This window comes from Streptosporangium sp. NPDC000396 (genome assembly GCF_042898655.1).
In the GTDB taxonomy this organism is placed as follows: Bacteria; Actinomycetota; Actinomycetes; order Streptosporangiales; family Streptosporangiaceae; genus Streptosporangium.
In genome coordinates, this window is record NZ_JBIAZA010000003.1 from 196,163 (window position 1) to 212,628 (window position 16,466).

Genomic DNA, 16,466 nt, shown 5'->3' on the forward strand with positions numbered 1-16,466 from the left:
GGGACGACCGGGAGGCCTTTCTGGGAAGGGGCCTCATGCCGTGTCCGACGGCGGGGAGTTGTGCGGGCGCCGCGCCGTCGGCAGGCGTGGCGGTGCCACCGCCACTCCCTCCAGCCGGAGGACCTCCGACAGCATGCGCGCCGCGGGACCGGCGGAGATGCGAGCCGCAGGGTCGCGCCGGAGCAGTCCTTCGAGAAGCGGCCGGAGCGGCCCGGCCTTCACCGGCGGATCCGGATTCTGGGTCATCGCCGTGCTCAGCACCGCCAGCGGGTCCGAACCGGGATAGGGCGGCCGTCCTTCCACCGCGAAATAGAGGCTCGCCCCGAACGACCACAGATCGGCCGCCTGGGCCGTCTTTCTGCCCCGCAACCGCTCCGGTGCCATATAGGCGGGCTCGCAACCGATCGGAACGGTCGTCGAGGTGCTCGGGTCGCCGTTCAGCATCGCGATCCCGAAATCCGACAGGACGACCCGGTCACCGGTCAGCAGGATGTTGCCCGGGTTGATGTCCCGGTGCAGCACGCCCGCCCCGTGGGCGTGACGCAGCCCCGCGAGCAACTGGAAACCGATCCAGGCCGTCCAGTGGATCGGCAGATGGCCCAGATGCCGCACCGTCTCCTTCAACGAGAGGGCCTCCAGCAGCTCCATCACGATCCAGAGCCGCCCGCTCTCTTCCAGCAGGTCGTGAACCGAGATCACCGCCGGATGGTTCAACCGCCCGGCCGAGCGCGCCTCGCGCAGTGCCCGCCGGCGCGCGCCGTCCAGGTCGGCTCCGTCCACGCCGAACCGCGGCTGGATCTCCTTGATCGCCACATCACGGCGAAGCAGGGAATCGTGGGCCCGCCACATGATGCCCACGCCGTCTCGCCCGGTGGGCGAAATCAGCCGGTAACGACCTCCCAGCAGTGGTGCCTTCTCTATTCCCGCTTCCATGAACCACCCGTTGCGCGTAGAGGCCGGGCCCTCAGCCGATTCATATTTTTACCTGGAACGGTGCATGGTGTCATCACGCCTGGTAACCGCGCATGACGATCGGGTGGTGCGGTCAGGCCGCGCTGGAACAGCGCACCCCGGCCAGCATGGCCGAGGCCTGCTCGGCGGTCAGCCGAGCCCGGGGGTCCTTGCGCAGCAGCCCGCGCAGCACCGGCTCCAGGGGGCCCGCCCGGCGCGGCGCGCGAGCCGGCTCCCGCAACGCCTCCACCAGGGCGGCCATCGAGTGGACCGTCCGGAACGGGGTCCTGCCCTCCACCGCCATGTAGAGCGTCGCGCCGAACGACCACATGTCCGCCTCGCGGGTTCCGCCCCGGCCGTGCAGGCTCTCCGGTGCGATGAAGGCGGGCGTGCCGCGCATCGAGGTCGTGGCCATGCCTTCGGGCGCGGCGAAGCCGAAGTCGGCCAGCACGACCCGGTCGCCGGTCAGCATGATGTTGGCGGGCTTGATGTCACGGTGGATGACCCCTTCGTCGTGCGCGTGCCGCAGGGCTTCCAGGAGCCGGCGCCCCATCGCCGCCACCAGGTCCGCCGGGAGCGGGCCGGCCTGCACCAGCGTGTCGTGCAGGGTCAGGGCCTCCAGGAACTCCATGACGATCCAGAGCCGCTCGGCCTCCTCGGCCAGATTGTGCACAGTGACGATGCCCCGGTGGCTCAGCCGCGCCGCCATCCGGGCCTCGCGCACCACTCGCCGCCGCCGGTCGGCCGCGTCGGGCCCCGGTGGGAGGGCGATCTCCTTGAGCGCCACCTCTCGTTCCAACAGCAGGTCGTAGGCACGCCAGACAACGCCAGTCGCCCCCCGGCCGACGGGGGAGACGAGCTTGTACCGGCTGTCGACGATGGCGCTCACCCGTCAATGATCGCAGTTCCAGGCCCTGGAGACCTAACTGGAACGATCCACGCGGGCCAGAAAAGTCTGAAATTTATGAATCTACACTGTAAAGGACATCAGATAAGGCCGATACCCAGCGACAACGTTCCGGCGCCGAGGGACACACCGCCCAGGGCCACCAGCCAGATCAACTTGTTCGGCTTGGTGTCGGAGGGGCGCACGACCGACAGGAAGAAGCCGAGCGGCATCAGGATCGGCGCCGCCACGATCAGGATCCGCGTCAGGCTCTTCATGCCCTCGGACAGGCCGGTCTGATCGATGTAGAGCATTGAGACGAGTGCGAAGAGGACCAGGACGCCCGCGTGCGCGTGACCGGCTCGCCAGAGGCCGCGCCGTACGGGGTTGTCCAGGTAGCCGGGGATGTTGCGCATGATGTGCGCGAGCAGGGACAGCCCACCGAAGGCGATGGTGGGAACGGTGATCAGAAGCACTCCGGCGGTGCTGAGCGACGACGGCGACATGGGGGACCTCCTGTTGGATAGTGACGCTGACCAATTATTGGATAGGAGAACTATCCAGTCAAGTGGAATGAATTTGCCAGGGGATGGCCGGTGAGGATTGTCTTGGCGGACAGGACCTCGGAGCGGTCTCGACGGGCTCCCGCAAAGATCGCGGGACGATCCGCGCGAAATGTCTGCCGGTTCGGGGAAGATATGAGTCAGAGACGTCCCCCCATGCGGAGGTGCCACAGATGGCTAGCAAGGACACCGGCGGCCAGAAGCAGACCGGCCGGAGCGACAGGGAGGCGGAGGAGACCACCGCGCTGGACTCCTCCGACGTTCAGGAGCGCAACGAGAAGCTTTCGGACGACGTCGACGCGATTCTCGACGAGATCGACGAGGTCCTTGAGGAGAACGCCGAAGAGTTCGTCAGGAGCTACGTGCAAAAAGGCGGCCAGTGAGGCAGGCGCCCGAATTCAGCACCATCTAGCCGGGAACCTCGGGCGTTCACGCCCGAGAGGAAGCTTCCCTGTCCGTGGTTTTGTTGTTACTGCTGGTGACGCGGTGACGGGATTGAACGCACCCGGCGTGCCGGGGAACGGCTCTGTGATCCGCTATCGGCATCGCAACACGGTATGGCCTGGCCATGCCGGGCAGTGAGTCACGCTGCCTTACGCGGCCTGAACCATCGAAGCCATCGACGGTGAGGAGCTGCAAGCTCGGCCCGTTCACGGCCGAGAAGCTGACGTGAGAGATGGGGGGAAGACCGGCGCCCTCGTCAGGTGAACGGTCGCGATCTCGAAGGGACGCAGCGGTAGCCGTACTGTGCCGTCGACGACCTCCAGCCGTTCGCCCGCCGCGCCGAGCAGGTCGGCGCGGCGGGCGGCGCTGAACGGCCCGCGGATGACGGCTTCGGTGGCTGACGGGTGCTCGGCCACGAGGCGGACCTCCAGCGCGCCCTCCCGCTCGCGCAGCGCCGTGAGCACCACGCCCGCGCCCTCCACCGCGAGCCAGGGGTCCACGCTTCCCTCTCCGGTGGCCGTGTCCTCTGCCCTAGTGTCCTCCGCCCCGGTGTTCGCGCCCTTCCTCGCGCCGGACGTCTCCCCGGCGAGGACGCGGCCCGCCCCCGGCACCGCCAGCAGCTCGTGCCGGTATTCCTCGGCCAGGCGCGGCAGTTCCGCCTCGTGCCAGGTGCCCGCGCAGGGCAGTACGGCCATGCGCATCGTGACCGGCCCCGGGCACTGGGCGGCGGGGGTGGGCAGCTGGGGCCCGGCGGGTTCGTCGCGGTAGGCGTTGCGGTTCCTGGACAGGAACCCCACCGAGCGGATCAGGGTGAGCGCCAGATCCCCGCCGGTCAGCTCGTACTCGGTCACCTGGTCCAGCAGGACGGCCAGCCCGCCCGCGGCGACGAAGCCCTCGGCGGGGAAGGTGGGCAGAGGTTCCTCACCGCAGCCGCCCTCGCCGGTCAGGCCGCGCCGTACCACCGAGAGCTGCCCCTCGGAGAAGGACTCCGCCGCCCCGGAGGGGAGCGGCGCGTGCCAGCGGACCCGGTGGTCGCGGCAGCGGTTGTCGAAGGAGACCTCCAGGCGCAGGTAGGGCTCGCCGGTCCGGAGTTCGGCCCTCGTGGTGACGACGACGCTCTCGGTGGTGCCCGAGCGGGTGCCCGCGGCCTCGCACGCCGGCCAGGCGTACTCGCGGCGGATCTCCAGCACCGACACCAGCGGCCCGGAGCAGACGCCCTCGACCTCGACCCGGACGGGGGTGTCCACCAGGACGTCGTCGCCCGGCGGGGCGTGGTTGTAGGTGTCTCCCACGTCGCCTCCGTCGACGACGCGGCCGACGCCGTGGGCCTCGGCGCCGGCCGAGAGCAGCGACAGGGTGCCGTCGGGCGCGACGGTGACGCGGAGCAGGCCGTTGTCGAGCGTGCCGCCGGGGGGACGCACCCAGCCGGGGGCGCCCGGCCGGCCGGCGCCCGCGGGCGCGCAGGACAGGACGGCGCGGCCGAGCGGCGGGACGGTGACGTTGGCGGCGACCGTGACGACCGGCTCGGCGAGGGTGAGCACGCGCCAGGGTCCCGGGCGGGCGGCGCCGTCCAGGACCGCCGAGCGGAAGTCGGCGTAGTCGTAGCCGGTGGTGGCATGGCGGCCGACGACGATGGTGAAGACGTTCTCGGAGCTGGACCAGGAGATGATCTCCTGGCCGAAGAGCTCGCGTTCGTGAACCCGGCCGAGCAACTGGGACAGGTCGTCCATGACGGTCTCGTCGAGGAGGGTCGGGGCCAGCTCCAGCCGCTGCGTCGGCACCTGGCCGCCGTCGGGGGCGAGGAGGACGGCCTGGGTTTCCGGCAGGTCGGCCAGGACCAGGGCGGTGCGCGGGAAAGGCGAGGGGTTGACGACCACGAGGGCGTCGCGTCCGGCCCGGTCGGCGAGAGAGGCGCAGACCATGTCGACCACGGCCTGGCCGATGTGCTCGGCCTCGGCGATGCGGGCGGCGACCTGCTGGGCGGTCTCGTCGGCGCCGCAGCCGGTGATGGAGTCGTGGCCGCTGCAGGCGATGAGGCGGCGCCAGGCCATGTCGAGCAGCTTCGAGGCGGCGGTGCCGCCGGGCAGCCAGAGCGCCGACAGGGGCTCGGCGTAGCGGGTGACGACGCGTTCGGCGCGGGCCATGGCCTGTTTGGCGGGGATGCGGGCGGAGATGACGCCGGGCAGGATGTTGGCGCGGGCATGGGAGCGCAGCTCGCCGTGGACGGCGGGCAGACCGGTGACGGCGGGATCCTGGGCGGTGACGTAGTCGTGGAGGGTGGCGACGCGCAGCCCGGCGGCGGTGATGTCGGCGGCGGGGGCGCTGTGGTCGGCGCCGTACATGGCCAGCAGGGGGCCTGCGGGGCGCCAGGGGCGCATGGTCTCGGTGAAGGCGGCGAGCCGGTCCGTGAGGGCCTCGGGAGGCCCGCTGAACAGGGCGACGGCGTTGCCGTACCCGCCGGGGAGATATTGGGTGCGGATCGCGGTGCCGTCGGCGCCGACCCAGGCGAACGCGTCCCGGTCGACGCGGGCGGGCACGCCGCGCCACAGGCAGGCGTGCTCGATGCCGGCCTGGCGGAGGATCTGCGGCATCTGGGCGCAGTGGCCGAACTGGTCGGGCAGGTAGCCGACCAGCATGGCGCCGCCCAGTTCGGCGGCGCCGCGCATGCCGTACTCAAGGTTGCGGATCAGGGTCTCCCCGGCGCACAGGAACTCGTCGGCGAGGATGAGCCACGGCCCGGCGGCGAAGCGGCCCTGCGCGATGAGCTCCTTCACGGCCGGAAGCCGTTCGGGGCGGATCTCCAGATAGTCCTCCAGGGCGGCGAGCTGGCCGTCCATGGTGAACCGGTAGCCGGGGTCGGCGGCCATGGTGTCCAGGACCTCGTCCAGCATGCGGACCAGGCCGAGCCGGAACCGCTGGAACGGCAGGTACCACTCGCGGTCCCAGTGGGTGTGCGGGACGACCACGATGTCAGGTCTCATGTGCCTCGCCTCCGGCGGACGGTCCGACCGATTCGATGATCTTTTGGATTGTCACGATATCGGCCGGCTGGCCGGCGATTCCGCGAGCGGGGCGGGGCTCTCGGTGACGAGAGCCCCTGAAACTCCGGCTCTCCTGGTCGAAGGGGGCGCCGGGCGCGTCAGGCGTGTCAGGTGCACAGTGCCATCACCTCGTTGCGGAAGGTCTCCAGCCGGTGGGGGCCGGGACGGGCAGGGACGGTGACCTTGTCGCCGATGACGACCCGCCGCATCTCGGGCCCCCACAGCACCAGCCCGTCGCCGCCGAGGATGAGGAAGTCCTCGCCGTGGCGGAGCAGCAGCGGGCCGTCGGGGGTGGCGGACACGGCGGTGTTCCCGGCGCGGAGCCCTTCCATGAGGTCGCCGGCGAGCACCCAGGTGGTGGGGTCGCCGGGCGGGTGGCCCTCCTCGGGCCGGTGGTAGTCGCTGCCGCCGATCATCGTCGCCCCGGCCGACCAGGCCTGCGTCCAGGCCAGCGGTGCACCCCAGGTCCGGTCCCACCAGCTCCAGTGCCACACCTCGACGGCGGGGGGCGGTGCGGCCATGGGGTGGCGCCAGGAGCAGTCGGCGGCGACGGGATGGTTGATCGACAGCACCCCGCCCCTGTCCCGTACGGCTCGCGCCCACCGGTCGGGATTCTCGCGGAAGTCGATCCAGCCGATGTCGCCGAAGGCGTTGGCGTGGCCGAGGTCGGTGGTGACCTCCTGGCCGGGCAGGAGGGCGATGGCGGCGTAGGTGGCCGCGACGGGCAGCTCGGCGTGGTGGCTGACGGTGTTGTGGTCGGTGACGGCGAGGAAGTCCAGGCCTCGGTCGGCGGCCAGGCAGGCGAGTTCGGGGACGGTCAGCGAGCCGTCGGAGTGGACGGTGTGGGTGTGCAGGTCTCCGGCGAGCCAGCGCAGCCCGCCGAGGGAGGGGAGCCCGCGCCTGGTGGCGGCCGGTTCGCGGGGCGGGGGAGGGGGCCGCAGGCCGGTCCGGCCGGGTGGGGCGACGGGCGGGGACAGGTGCGGGATGACGCGCAGCTCGTACGGCAGGCCGCCAGGAGGGACGCGGTGCAGGCCGAGGAGGATCCGCCACACGCCGGGCTCGGGTTCGCCGGGCAGATAGCCGGGAGTGGCCCAGGCGGGGGCGATCGTGTATTCGGAGCGGGCGCCGCCGGACCAGCCGCGAAAGCCCTGCGGTCCGTGGCAGCCGAGATCCAGCACGCCGGCGGAGCGGTCGTAGGAGAGCCGGACGGTGAAGGCCCGGGCGTCGGCGGGGAGCTCGAACGGGACGTCGTGGACCGGGCCGGTGAGCCGGTTCTCCAGCGTCCACCGGCCGTTCAGGCGCAGCGCTCTCATATCTGGCCGGCGAGGTGGTCGTGGTGGTAGACGAGGGCCCGGCCCGGCCGGGGGACCACCCAGGCCGTCGTGCCGACGCCGGGCTCGCGGCCCTCGGGTACGACGGCCTGGACGAGATGCTCCGGACCTTCCAATGTGACGAGGCTGGCGGCGCCGAGGTTCTCCAGCACCGCGACCTCCCCGGCGAATCCGTTGTCCGTTCTTGTGGTGGACAGATCGGTGTATTCGGGGCGCACGCCGTACACGATCGACTCGCCGTCGGGCAGGCCTCCGGGCGCAGGCAGTACGGCCTGCGCCACGTGGAGCATGCCGCCGCTGACCTTGCCGGGCAGCAGGTTCATCGGGGTGGAGCCGATGAAGGAGGCGACGAAGGTGGTGGCGGGCCGGTGGAAGATCTCGGCCGGGGTGCCGACCTGGGTGATCCGCCCGGCGTCCATGACGGCGATCCGATGGGCCAGGGCGAGGGCCTCGCCCTGGTCGTGGGTGACGAACACGGTGGTGACGCCGAGCTCGTCCTGCAGGCGCTTGAGGAAGGTGCGGGCCTCCAGGCGGAGCCGGGCGTCGAGGTTGGACAGGGGCTCGTCGAACAGGAACACGCTGGGGCGGCAGGCGATGGCCCGGGCGAGCGCGACCCGCTGTTGCTGGCCGCCGGACAGCTGCCCCGGGCGCCTGCCGAGCAGTTCGGTGAGGCTGAGCCTGGCGGCGACCTCGCTCGCCCTGGTCTCCCGCTGGGCGCGGGGTGTCCTGCCGATCCGCAGGGGGTAGGCGATGTTGGCGGTGACGTCCATGTGGGGGAACAGGGCGTAGTCCTGGAAGACCATGGCGACGTCGCGGCGGCCGGGCGGGAGCGTGGTCACATCGGTCTCGCCGATGCTGATTTTTCCGGATGTGGGCGTTTCGAGACCGGCAATACTCCGCAGCAGGGTCGTCTTGCCGCAGCCGGACGGGCCCAGCAGGGCGAAGAACTCGCCCTCGCCGATCTCCAGATCCAGGGAGTCCAGCGCCCGGACCCCTCCGGGGAATACCTTGGTCAGGCCGTGCAGGGATATCGCGGCTTGTCGGGGACGCGCTGTTCCAGAAGTTCGGGCCATGAACGCACTATGCGAGAACCCGGGCGGCGAGTCACTACCCATTCGCTTTCGGCCGCCGGAACGATCGCGCGAATTCCGCACCCCGAAAGGCGACAGGGGACTTTCCATAAGGGCGCGAATCCGTAAGGGCGCGAAGAATTCGGGCATATGCCGTCCGGATGGGTGACGCCCGTCACCGTGAACGGCGCTCGGGAGGCTCCGGGCGGTCGGCGATCCACCGTAATAAGCGGAAGGTCCTTCCGACAACGGATTCCGAACCGAACAGCGCGGCGAAGAGGATCACCATGCCCATCAGGAGTTCCATGCCGGTTACCAGCGCGCCGAACGCGGGATGGGCCATCCAGGCTCCCGCGGATATGCCGAGACCGGCGCCGCTCACGCCAAGCACGCGGCTCATGCGGATCTTGTCCGTCAACGCGCGAGGGGAGTTGGGCTGGGCGGTCCGTGGCCGCCTAACAGGGCTGGCCGCCACAGCCTTTGCCGTCTCTGGAATCAGACTGGCACCGCCGAACAGCTCGACCATCCGTATCACGATCGCGATCGCTGCTCGAAAGTCGCACTTTTCTCATGTGAGCTCGGCCTCCCGGGGTCGGAGTTCAAGGCACCGACGGCTCCCCGCTGGCAGCAGGGGGCAGGCGCCGTTCAGCGACCGGCCCACCGAGCCGTCATCCTCACTTTCCAGGGTGAGGCCTTCAGGGTAGATCTCCCGGTAGTTCTTTCAGGAAAGCCACGCCCATGTCGCAAGCAACGCTCTAACAGAGCAAAGCGGGTCTGCTTTCTTCGTCCGTGTTCTGCCCGGAACGGCGGGGCGCGGGACTGGAACGTCACCGCTTGATCCCGCCGTGAAAACGGAAACCATACTTGCTGCTGACGAACAAGTACATCAGCACCACCGGCAGCGAGTAGAGCAGAGAGAACGTCGAGATCAGGGAGAGATTGGGCTGGCCGCCCTCGGTGTAGAGGGTGAAAAGGACGACCGAGCCGGGAGATTTCCCGGGATCGCGCAACAGGATGTACGGGAGCAGGAATCCGCCCCACACGTTGGCCACGGCCCACACCGCGATCGTGGCCAGGCCCGGCCGTACCACCGGGACGACGATGTGCCACAGGATCTGCAGGGGTGACGCGCCGAAAACCCGTGCGGACTCCTCGTAGGAGGTGGGGGTGGCGTCCATGAAGTCCTTCAGGATGAAGATCGCCGCGGGGAGCAGGCCGCCGGAGACGACGAGGACGACCCCGAGGTGGGTGTCGACCAGGTCCAGCCGGGAGGCCAGCTCGAAGATCGGCACCATCGCGGCCGTCCCGGTGACCACCGACGACATCAGCAGCAGCACGTACAGCAGCGCGTCACGCCCGGGCACCCTCACCCGGGACAGCGCGTAGGCGGCCAGCGCGGCCAGGACGACCACGACCGCCGCCGCGCCGCCCGCCTGGATGATCGAGTTGCCGATGGAGCCGAGCGCGTAAGGGTTGTCGAGGATGGCGCGGAAGTTGGCCAGGGTGAACTCCGGGACCGACACCGTGATGAAGGGGTGGGCGTCGAACGGCGCCGAGGCCAGCCAGAGCATCGGCAGCGCGAAGAACGCCAGGACGATCGCGAGGAAGACGGCCGAGGCGATCCGGCCGAGCACGTGCCCGACGAGACTCATCCGGCGGCCTCCCGGCGATCACGCAGCAGGCGCAGGTAGGCCAGCGCGAAGATCAGGTTGATCACGAGGATGAGGAAGGAGACGGCCGCCCCGAAGCCGAGCTGCCCGCCGCGCAGAGCCACGTTGTAGACGTAGACGGGCAGGATCTCCGAGCGTCCCTCCGGGCCGCCCGCGGTGATCAGGAACGGAGTGAAGTCGTTGAACGTCCACAGGCTGGTCAGCAGCACGTTGGTGAGCACGTGCCCCTTGATCCGGGGCAGGACCACATCGCGCAGCTGCTGGAAGGGGGAGGCCCCGGCCAGGCGCGCGGTCTCCAGATGGGACGGCGGCACGTTCTCCAGGGCCGCCGAGTAGAGCATCATCGAGAAGGCGGTCCCCCTCCAGGTGTTGAACACGATGATCGACAGCATCGGATGGTCGAGCAGCCAGGCCGCGCCGGGGGTGCCGAGCAGGGCGTTGAGCGTGCCGCCGTCGCGATCCAGCAGGGCGATCCACAGGAACGCCACCACCGAGCCGGGCAGGATCCACGAAAGCAGCACCAGCGCCTCGACGATCCGCCGTACGGGCCCCCGCCGGTCACGCATGATCCACGCGAGGGCGAACCCCAGCCCCGCCTGCCCGACGATCGCCGACCCCAGCACGTACTGCACGGTCAGCCAGAGCGAGTTCCGGAACCGCTCGTCGCCGAGCGCGGTGGCGTAGTTGGCGGCGCCCACCACCCGGGGCTCGGCCGCCGCCAGCCCGGTCAGCCGGTAGTCGGTGAGCCCCAGGTAAACGGTCCAGATCGCGGGGAAGACCAGGAAGACCCCGATGAGCACGAGGGCGGGCAGCACGAACGCGACCGCCCGCCTCCGCCCCAACCCCGCGGCGTCTGTATTCATGGCGACGCTGCGCGTCGCGGCTCGGGCGCTCGCGTCCCCGTCAGTTGGTGACGTTGGCGGGGCCACCGACCAGTCCTTCCACCGCGGCCCGGTAGGCGGCGGCGGCCTCGTCCACGGTCTTGCCGGAGACGACGCCCGCCGTCGCCTCCTGCAGGGCGACGGACACCTGCGGGTAGACGGCCAGGCCGGGGCGGTAGGTGGTGATCGGCAGGACCTCCTCGGAGATGAAGCGCAACATCGGGTCGCCGGCGAGGACCTCCGCGTTGACGTCGGAGCGGGAGGTGACACGGGCGGCCCCGGCGAGCTCGGCCTTGACCGCCTCGGCGGAGTGCATGAACGACAGCAGTTCCCACGCCTGCCGGGGATGCCTGGAGAAGGGGTTCAGCACTCGTACGGCCCCGCCGGACATGCTGACGAAGTCCTGGCCGCGGATTCCGGCGCCGGGCTGCCTGGCGGGAATCCTGGCGTAGCCCACCGTCTGGTCGCGGTCGGCCATGGGCGCCACGCCCACCTTCGGCTCGATCACCGCGCGCCAGAAGTAGTCGCCCTCGGCCAGGATGCCGATCCTGCCGTCGGCGAACTCGGCGAAGGACTTGTCGCGCCCCTTGGCCTCCTGCTGCAGTTTCGGGTCGCCCAGGCCGCCCGCGTAGATCCGCCGGTAGAACTCCAGCACGTCCTTGACCCCCTGGGAGGAGCCGGTCCACTTTCCGCCGCTGTAGATCTCCGTGCCGGTTCCGGCCAGCAGCGGCAGCGCGCCCTGCATCGTCGTCGCCTCGCCCATCGCGGTGCCCGCGTTGATCTGGATGGGCGTCACGCCGGGGATCTTCTTCAGCGCCGTTCCCGCGTCGAGGATCTCCTGCCAGCTCTTCGGCTGCCACGTCTCCGGCAGCCCGGCCTGCCTGAAGAGCCGTTTGTTGTAGTAGAGGACTCGTCCGTCGGTGCCCTGCGGCAGCGCGTACTTCCTGCCGTCGAAGATGCCCAGCCCCTGCACGGCCTGGGGGATCTGCTTCCACCCCTCCCACGCCTCCACGGCCGCCCCGCCCACCTCGGCGAGCGGCTTGATGTATCCGGCCTGGGCGAACTCGCCCACCCAGATCCCGTCGAGGTCGATCACGTCGGCCCCGGTCTTCGACTTCAGATCCAGAGCGATCTTGGTCTTGTACTGCTCGTCGTCCACGCCGTTCGGCTGGAACAGCACGTGGACGTCGCGTCCGGCCGCCTTCTGGGCGGCCTCGAACCTGGGGATGACCCACTGCTTGATCCACTCGGCGCCGGCCGCGTTCTTGCCGCCCGGGATGGCGTTGGCGGTGATGGTCAAGGTGGTGCCCCTGTCTTCGGCGGGGGTGCCGGAACCACAGGAGGACAGTGCCAGGACGGCGGCTGCCAGTGCCGCGATCGGGACGGGCCTGCAGAAGGGTCTCACGCTGCCCTCCTCGGGGGATGGAGGCATGTCACGACAACTCGACAATTGCACGGCCTTACCGAGGCGTAAAGATTCAACGGGGCGAACGGAGATGGTTCGCGCTGAGCTGATCCAGGGAAGTGCAAGCAGCACGGCAAGATGAGTAAGGTCGGGCCTTATAGGACTGCACCTTTGGAGGGAGTCGCGTGGGATCGCACAGGGACCTGCCCGCCGGCATGGTGAATCACATTTTCACAAATAGCGGCAACTCCTCGTTCACCGAGTTCGTCGGGTCCTACGCGCCGGACTTGTTGCCCGGCCGAAATGAGACGCTGGCAGCCCCCGTCGGCGATCAGATTCCCCATGCCACCACGATCGTCGCGGCGACCTGCGCGGGCGGTGTGGTGATGGCTGGTGACCGCCGGGCGACCTCGGGCAACATCATCTCTCAGCGGGACATGGAGAAGGTGTTCCGCACCGACGAATACTCGTGCATGGGCATCGCCGGGGCGGCGAGCACCGGCATCGAGATGGCCCGGCTCTACCGGGTCGAGCTTGAGCACTACGAGAAAATGGAGGGCCGCACGCTCTCGGTGGCGGGCAAGGCCAACCGGCTCGCCACCATGATCCGCGGCAACCTCGCCATGGCGATGCAGGGACTGGTCGTCGTGCCGCTGTTCGCCGCCTACGATCCCGAGATCGACGGCGGGCGGATCTTCGGCTACGACGTCGGCGGCGGTCCCTACGAGCAGCAGCAGTACCACTCCATCGGCTCCGGCTCGATCTTCGCGCGCGGCGCGCTGAAGAAGCTCTACCGGGAGGGCATGTCGCCCGAGGAGACCGCGCTGGCGCTCATCAACTCCCTCTACGACGCCGCCGACGACGACTCGGCGACCGGTGGCCCCGATGTTCCCCGGAGGATCTGGCCCGTCGTGGCACAGATCACCGCGGACGGCTTCCGCCGCCTGTCCGACGAAGAGGTGGCCGGACACGTCCAGGCCGTTCTCGACGTGCGGATGACCTCCCCCGACGGCCCCACCGCCCCGCTGCGCTGAAACGAGAGGAACACCCCAGGTGTCCATGCCTTTTGGATATGTCTCGCCCGAGCAGCAGATGCGGGACAAGGCGGACTACGCGCGCAAGGGGATCGCGCGGGGCCGTAGCGTCGTCGTCCTGCAGTACGAGGACGGCATCCTCTTCGTCGCCCCCAACCCCTCCCGGGCCCTGCACAAGATCAGCGAGATCTACGACAAGATCGGGTTCGCCGCGGTCGGCCGCTACAACGAGTTCGAGGCGCTGCGCCTCGGCGGCATCCGATACGCCGACATCAACGGCTACACCTACCACCGCGACGACGTCACCGCGCGCGGCCTGGCCAACCTCTACGCGCAGAACCTCGGCCAGATCTTCACCGAGTCGATGAAGCCGTTCGAGGTCGAGATCGTGGTGGCCGAGGTCGGAGACTCCGCGGAGGAGGACCACATCTATCGCCTCACCTTCGACGGCTCGGTGTTCGACGAGTCGGGCCTGGTGGCGATGGGCGGTCAGGCCGAGGCGGTGGCGGGCCGGCTCAAGGAGCGCTACCGCGACGGCATGCCGCTGGCCGAGGCGCTGGAGGCGGCGCTGTTCGCGCTGACCGAGCCGGGCGGCGAGCGGTCCCCGGCCAGTCAGCTTGAGGTGGCGGTGCTCGATCGCAACCGGCCGCACCGCAAGTTCCTGCGGCTCAACGGCCCGCGGCTGGAGCGCCTGCTGGCCGAGGGTTCGGCGGCCGCCGCGCCGGAGGCCCCCACCGCGCCGGAGGCCCCCACCGCCCCCGAGGCTCCCACCGCCCCTGAGGGAGACATCGACACCGGCTCGACCGGCTGATCGCCCGACGGCCCGGCTGACCACTCGACGGCGGAGCGCCGCACCCCCGAGGCGCGGCGCTCCGCTGTGATGTGGATCACCTGGCCTTCGGCCAACTCGACCCGCGTGCTCGTCGTCGTAACGGACATGAAGCGTTCTCTGGTGGCCGCCGCCGCCGTGTTCTCCGTCGCCCTGGGCGGTGCGATCCCCGCCGAGGCCTCGGCGATTCCCGACTTCCCCGTGCCGAAGGTCTTCGGGACGACCTTCCAGGCCGACCCCGACCATGACTTCACCAAGCGCATCAGCCCCCGCAAGGACGGCATCCTGCGTGGCTGGATCACCCATGTGTCCACCGGTCAGGTGGAGTACGAGCCGATCAAGTGGATGAGGGACAAGCACACCGAGGGCTACTTCGTGGGCCCGCCGGAGGGTCACGTCTCCGCTTACGCCTCGCCCGTCGCCAAGGGGGTCGTCTTCCTGAGCGCCTTCGGCTGCTCGGCGCGCACGGTGGGCATCACCGTGGACAAGCGGGGCCTGGGCGCCAAGCGCTGCTCCCGCAAGGTGCTGCTGGCCAGGGTCAAGAAGGTCCGGCGCCCCTCGCTGATCACCGTCTACCGGGGCGAGATCGTCAAGCTGCAGGAGATCTACACCCCCTGAGCCCTCTCCTGCGGCTCCCATCGAATGATCCACATCACTTTGTTTCGGTCAGCCGAATCCCGGCCATCGATGCTCTTCGAGGTGTGAGCGCCGCGGCAGCCGGGATTCGCACCGCGCCCGGTCTCCCGTGACCGGCTCCGGTGGCCTCCGATGATGGGTCGATCCGACCTGATATCGACGCTCCAGCACGGCTTGTGCCCCGAATGTGATCAGGCGCGAGCCGTGCTCGCGCTTAGCAGTTCACTGGCCGGGGCATAAGCCGTACGACCGAAAACCCCACTGATCCCTCCCGCAAGAGGGGTTCGGCGAATAGTGTGAGGCAATGGATCGTCGCATCTTCGGGCTTGAGAACGAGTACGGCGTCACCTGCACGTTCAGGGGACAGCGGCGGCTGTCGCCCGACGAGGTAGCGCGCTATCTATTCCGCCGCGTCGTTTCCTGGGGCCGGTCGAGCAACGTCTTCCTGCGTAACGGCGCGCGCCTCTACCTGGACGTGGGCAGCCATCCCGAGTACGCCACCCCCGAGTGTGACAACGTCGTGGAGCTCGTCACCCATGACAAGGCGGGCGAGCGCATTCTGGAAGGCCTCCTGGTCGACGCCGAGAAGAGGCTCCGCGAGGAGGGCATCGCCGGAGACATCTACCTGTTCAAGAACAACACCGACTCGGCCGGAAACTCCTACGGCTGCCATGAGAACTACCTGGTGGGCAGGCACGGCGAGTTCGGCCGCCTGGCCGACGTGCTCATCCCCTTCCTGGTCACCCGGCAGATCATCTGCGGTGCGGGCAAGGTGCTGCAGACTCCCCGGGGAGCGGTCTACTGCGTCTCCCAGCGGGCCGAGCACATCTGGGAGGGCGTCTCCAGCGCGACCACCCGGTCGCGCCCGATCATCAACACCCGTGACGAGCCGCACGCCGACGCCGAGCGCTTCCGCCGCCTGCACGTCATCGTCGGCGACTCCAACATGAGCGAGACGACCATGCTGCTCAAGGTCGGCGCGACCGACCTGGTGCTGCGCATGATCGAGGCCGGCACGGTGATGCGCGACCTGTCGCTGGAGAACCCCATCCGGGCCATCCGGGAGGTCTCCCACGACATGACCGGGCGACGGCGCGTGCGCCTGGCCAACGGCCGGGAGGCGTCCTCGCTGGAGATACAGCAGGAATACCTCTCCAAGGCCCGCGACTTCGTCGACCGCCGCGGCAGCGACGAGATCGGCCGCCGGGTCCTGGAGCTGTGGGAGCGCACGCTCAACGCGGTCGAGACCGGCAACCTGGACCTGGTCTCCAGGGAGATCGACTGGGTCACCAAATACCAGCTGATCGAGCGCTACCGCAAGAAGTACGACCTCCCCCTGTCGAGCCCCCGGGTCGCCCAGCTCGACCTGGCCTACCACGACGTGCATCGCCGCCGTGGCCTGTTCTACCTGCTGCAGAAGCGCGGTGCGGTGGAGCGGGTGACCTCCGACCTGAAGATCTTCGAGGCCAAGTCGGTGCCGCCGCAGACCACCCGGGCACGGCTGCGCGGGGAGTTCATCCGCAAGGCGCAGGAGAAGCGCCGTGACTTCACCGTCGACTGGGTGCACCTGAAGCTCAACGACCAGGCACAGCGCACCGTGCTGTGCAAGGACCCCTTCCGCAGCGTGGACGAAAGGGTGGACAAGCTCATCGCCGGAATGTGATGGTCATGCTTCGGCAAGATCGGCTGGCGACTTACCGCATCCGTACGCGCAGGCGGGTAGTG

15 protein-coding genes are annotated in these 16,466 nt (G+C 69.6%); 5 read left to right on the plus strand and 10 right to left on the minus strand.

Going from position 1 to position 16,466, the window contains the following annotated elements; translation table 11 throughout:
* Nucleotides 1-33: 33 nt before the first annotated feature.
* The 3 genes from ACFY2X_RS05845 to ACFY2X_RS05855 form a co-directional block, all read right to left on the minus strand.
* Entirely contained in the window at nucleotides 34-933 is a 900-nt protein-coding gene (locus ACFY2X_RS05845; protein ID WP_389932858.1) for a serine/threonine-protein kinase, read from the minus strand.
* A gap of 112 nt (nucleotides 934-1,045) precedes the next feature.
* Nucleotides 1,046-1,840 carry a serine/threonine-protein kinase gene (locus ACFY2X_RS05850; protein WP_389932861.1) on the minus strand — a complete coding sequence of 265 codons (795 nt, stop codon included), beginning with the start codon at nucleotides 1,838-1,840 and terminating at the stop codon, nucleotides 1,046-1,048.
* 98 nt (nucleotides 1,841-1,938) lie between these two features.
* Nucleotides 1,939-2,343 (minus strand): hypothetical protein, encoded by a 405-nt coding sequence (locus tag ACFY2X_RS05855; RefSeq protein WP_389932864.1) that lies wholly within the window; start codon nucleotides 2,341-2,343, stop codon nucleotides 1,939-1,941.
* A gap of 230 nt (nucleotides 2,344-2,573) precedes the next feature.
* Here ACFY2X_RS05855 and ACFY2X_RS05860 point away from each other — a divergent pair, with 230 nt between their 5' ends.
* Nucleotides 2,574-2,783 carry a ubiquitin-like protein Pup gene (locus ACFY2X_RS05860; protein WP_389932867.1) on the plus strand — a complete coding sequence of 70 codons (210 nt, stop codon included), beginning with the start codon at nucleotides 2,574-2,576 and terminating at the stop codon, nucleotides 2,781-2,783.
* 267 nt (nucleotides 2,784-3,050) lie between these two features.
* Here the strand turns inward: ACFY2X_RS05860 and ACFY2X_RS05865 are convergent, their stop codons facing one another.
* The 7 genes from ACFY2X_RS05865 to ACFY2X_RS05895 form a co-directional block, all read right to left on the minus strand.
* Nucleotides 3,051-5,825 (minus strand): alpha-mannosidase, encoded by a 2,775-nt coding sequence (locus ACFY2X_RS05865; protein WP_389932870.1) that lies wholly within the window; start codon nucleotides 5,823-5,825, stop codon nucleotides 3,051-3,053.
* Between the two features lie 167 nt (nucleotides 5,826-5,992).
* A complete protein-coding gene (locus ACFY2X_RS05870) occupies nucleotides 5,993-7,198 on the minus strand; it encodes a CehA/McbA family metallohydrolase (RefSeq protein ID WP_389932873.1) in 1,206 nt (401 codons plus the stop codon).
* Nucleotides 7,195-8,289, minus strand: coding sequence for an ABC transporter ATP-binding protein (locus tag ACFY2X_RS05875; protein WP_389932876.1), 1,095 nt, complete (start codon nucleotides 8,287-8,289; stop codon nucleotides 7,195-7,197). Before ACFY2X_RS05875 ends, ACFY2X_RS05870 begins: the two co-directional genes overlap by 4 nt.
* A gap of 172 nt (nucleotides 8,290-8,461) precedes the next feature.
* Nucleotides 8,462-8,812: a hypothetical protein gene (locus ACFY2X_RS05880; RefSeq protein WP_389932879.1), complete on the minus strand. Its 351-nt coding sequence runs from the start codon at nucleotides 8,810-8,812 to the stop codon at nucleotides 8,462-8,464.
* Nucleotides 8,813-9,113: 301 nt separating this feature from the next.
* On the minus strand, nucleotides 9,114-9,938 hold the full coding sequence (locus ACFY2X_RS05885) for a carbohydrate ABC transporter permease (RefSeq protein ID WP_389932882.1): 825 nt from the start codon (nucleotides 9,936-9,938) through the stop codon (nucleotides 9,114-9,116).
* Nucleotides 9,935-10,819 carry a carbohydrate ABC transporter permease gene (locus ACFY2X_RS05890; RefSeq protein WP_389932885.1) on the minus strand — a complete coding sequence of 295 codons (885 nt, stop codon included), beginning with the start codon at nucleotides 10,817-10,819 and terminating at the stop codon, nucleotides 9,935-9,937. The genes ACFY2X_RS05885 and ACFY2X_RS05890 overlap by 4 nt, the downstream gene beginning before the upstream one ends.
* A 40-nt stretch (nucleotides 10,820-10,859) precedes the next feature.
* Nucleotides 10,860-12,242 carry an extracellular solute-binding protein gene (locus ACFY2X_RS05895; RefSeq protein WP_389932888.1) on the minus strand — a complete coding sequence of 461 codons (1,383 nt, stop codon included), beginning with the start codon at nucleotides 12,240-12,242 and terminating at the stop codon, nucleotides 10,860-10,862.
* Nucleotides 12,243-12,427: 185 nt separating this feature from the next.
* On the opposite strand from ACFY2X_RS05895, the gene prcB reads away from it, so the two are divergent.
* From prcB to pafA, 4 genes are all read left to right on the plus strand, one after another.
* The gene (gene prcB / locus ACFY2X_RS05900; protein ID WP_389932891.1) at nucleotides 12,428-13,276 is read left to right on the plus strand and encodes a proteasome subunit beta; all 849 of its coding nucleotides are present in this window, start codon (nucleotides 12,428-12,430) and stop codon (nucleotides 13,274-13,276) included.
* 25 nt (nucleotides 13,277-13,301) lie between these two features.
* The gene (gene prcA / locus ACFY2X_RS05905; RefSeq protein ID WP_389933684.1) at nucleotides 13,302-14,087 is read left to right on the plus strand and encodes a proteasome subunit alpha; all 786 of its coding nucleotides are present in this window, start codon (nucleotides 13,302-13,304) and stop codon (nucleotides 14,085-14,087) included.
* Between the two features lie 126 nt (nucleotides 14,088-14,213).
* Nucleotides 14,214-14,723, plus strand: coding sequence for a hypothetical protein (locus ACFY2X_RS05910; protein WP_389932894.1), 510 nt, complete (start codon nucleotides 14,214-14,216; stop codon nucleotides 14,721-14,723).
* A 322-nt stretch (nucleotides 14,724-15,045) separates the two neighbouring features.
* Complete coding sequence (gene pafA, locus ACFY2X_RS05915) at nucleotides 15,046-16,404, plus strand: Pup--protein ligase (RefSeq protein ID WP_389932897.1); 1,359 nt, start codon at nucleotides 15,046-15,048, stop codon at nucleotides 16,402-16,404.
* Nucleotides 16,405-16,466 lie beyond the last annotated feature (62 nt).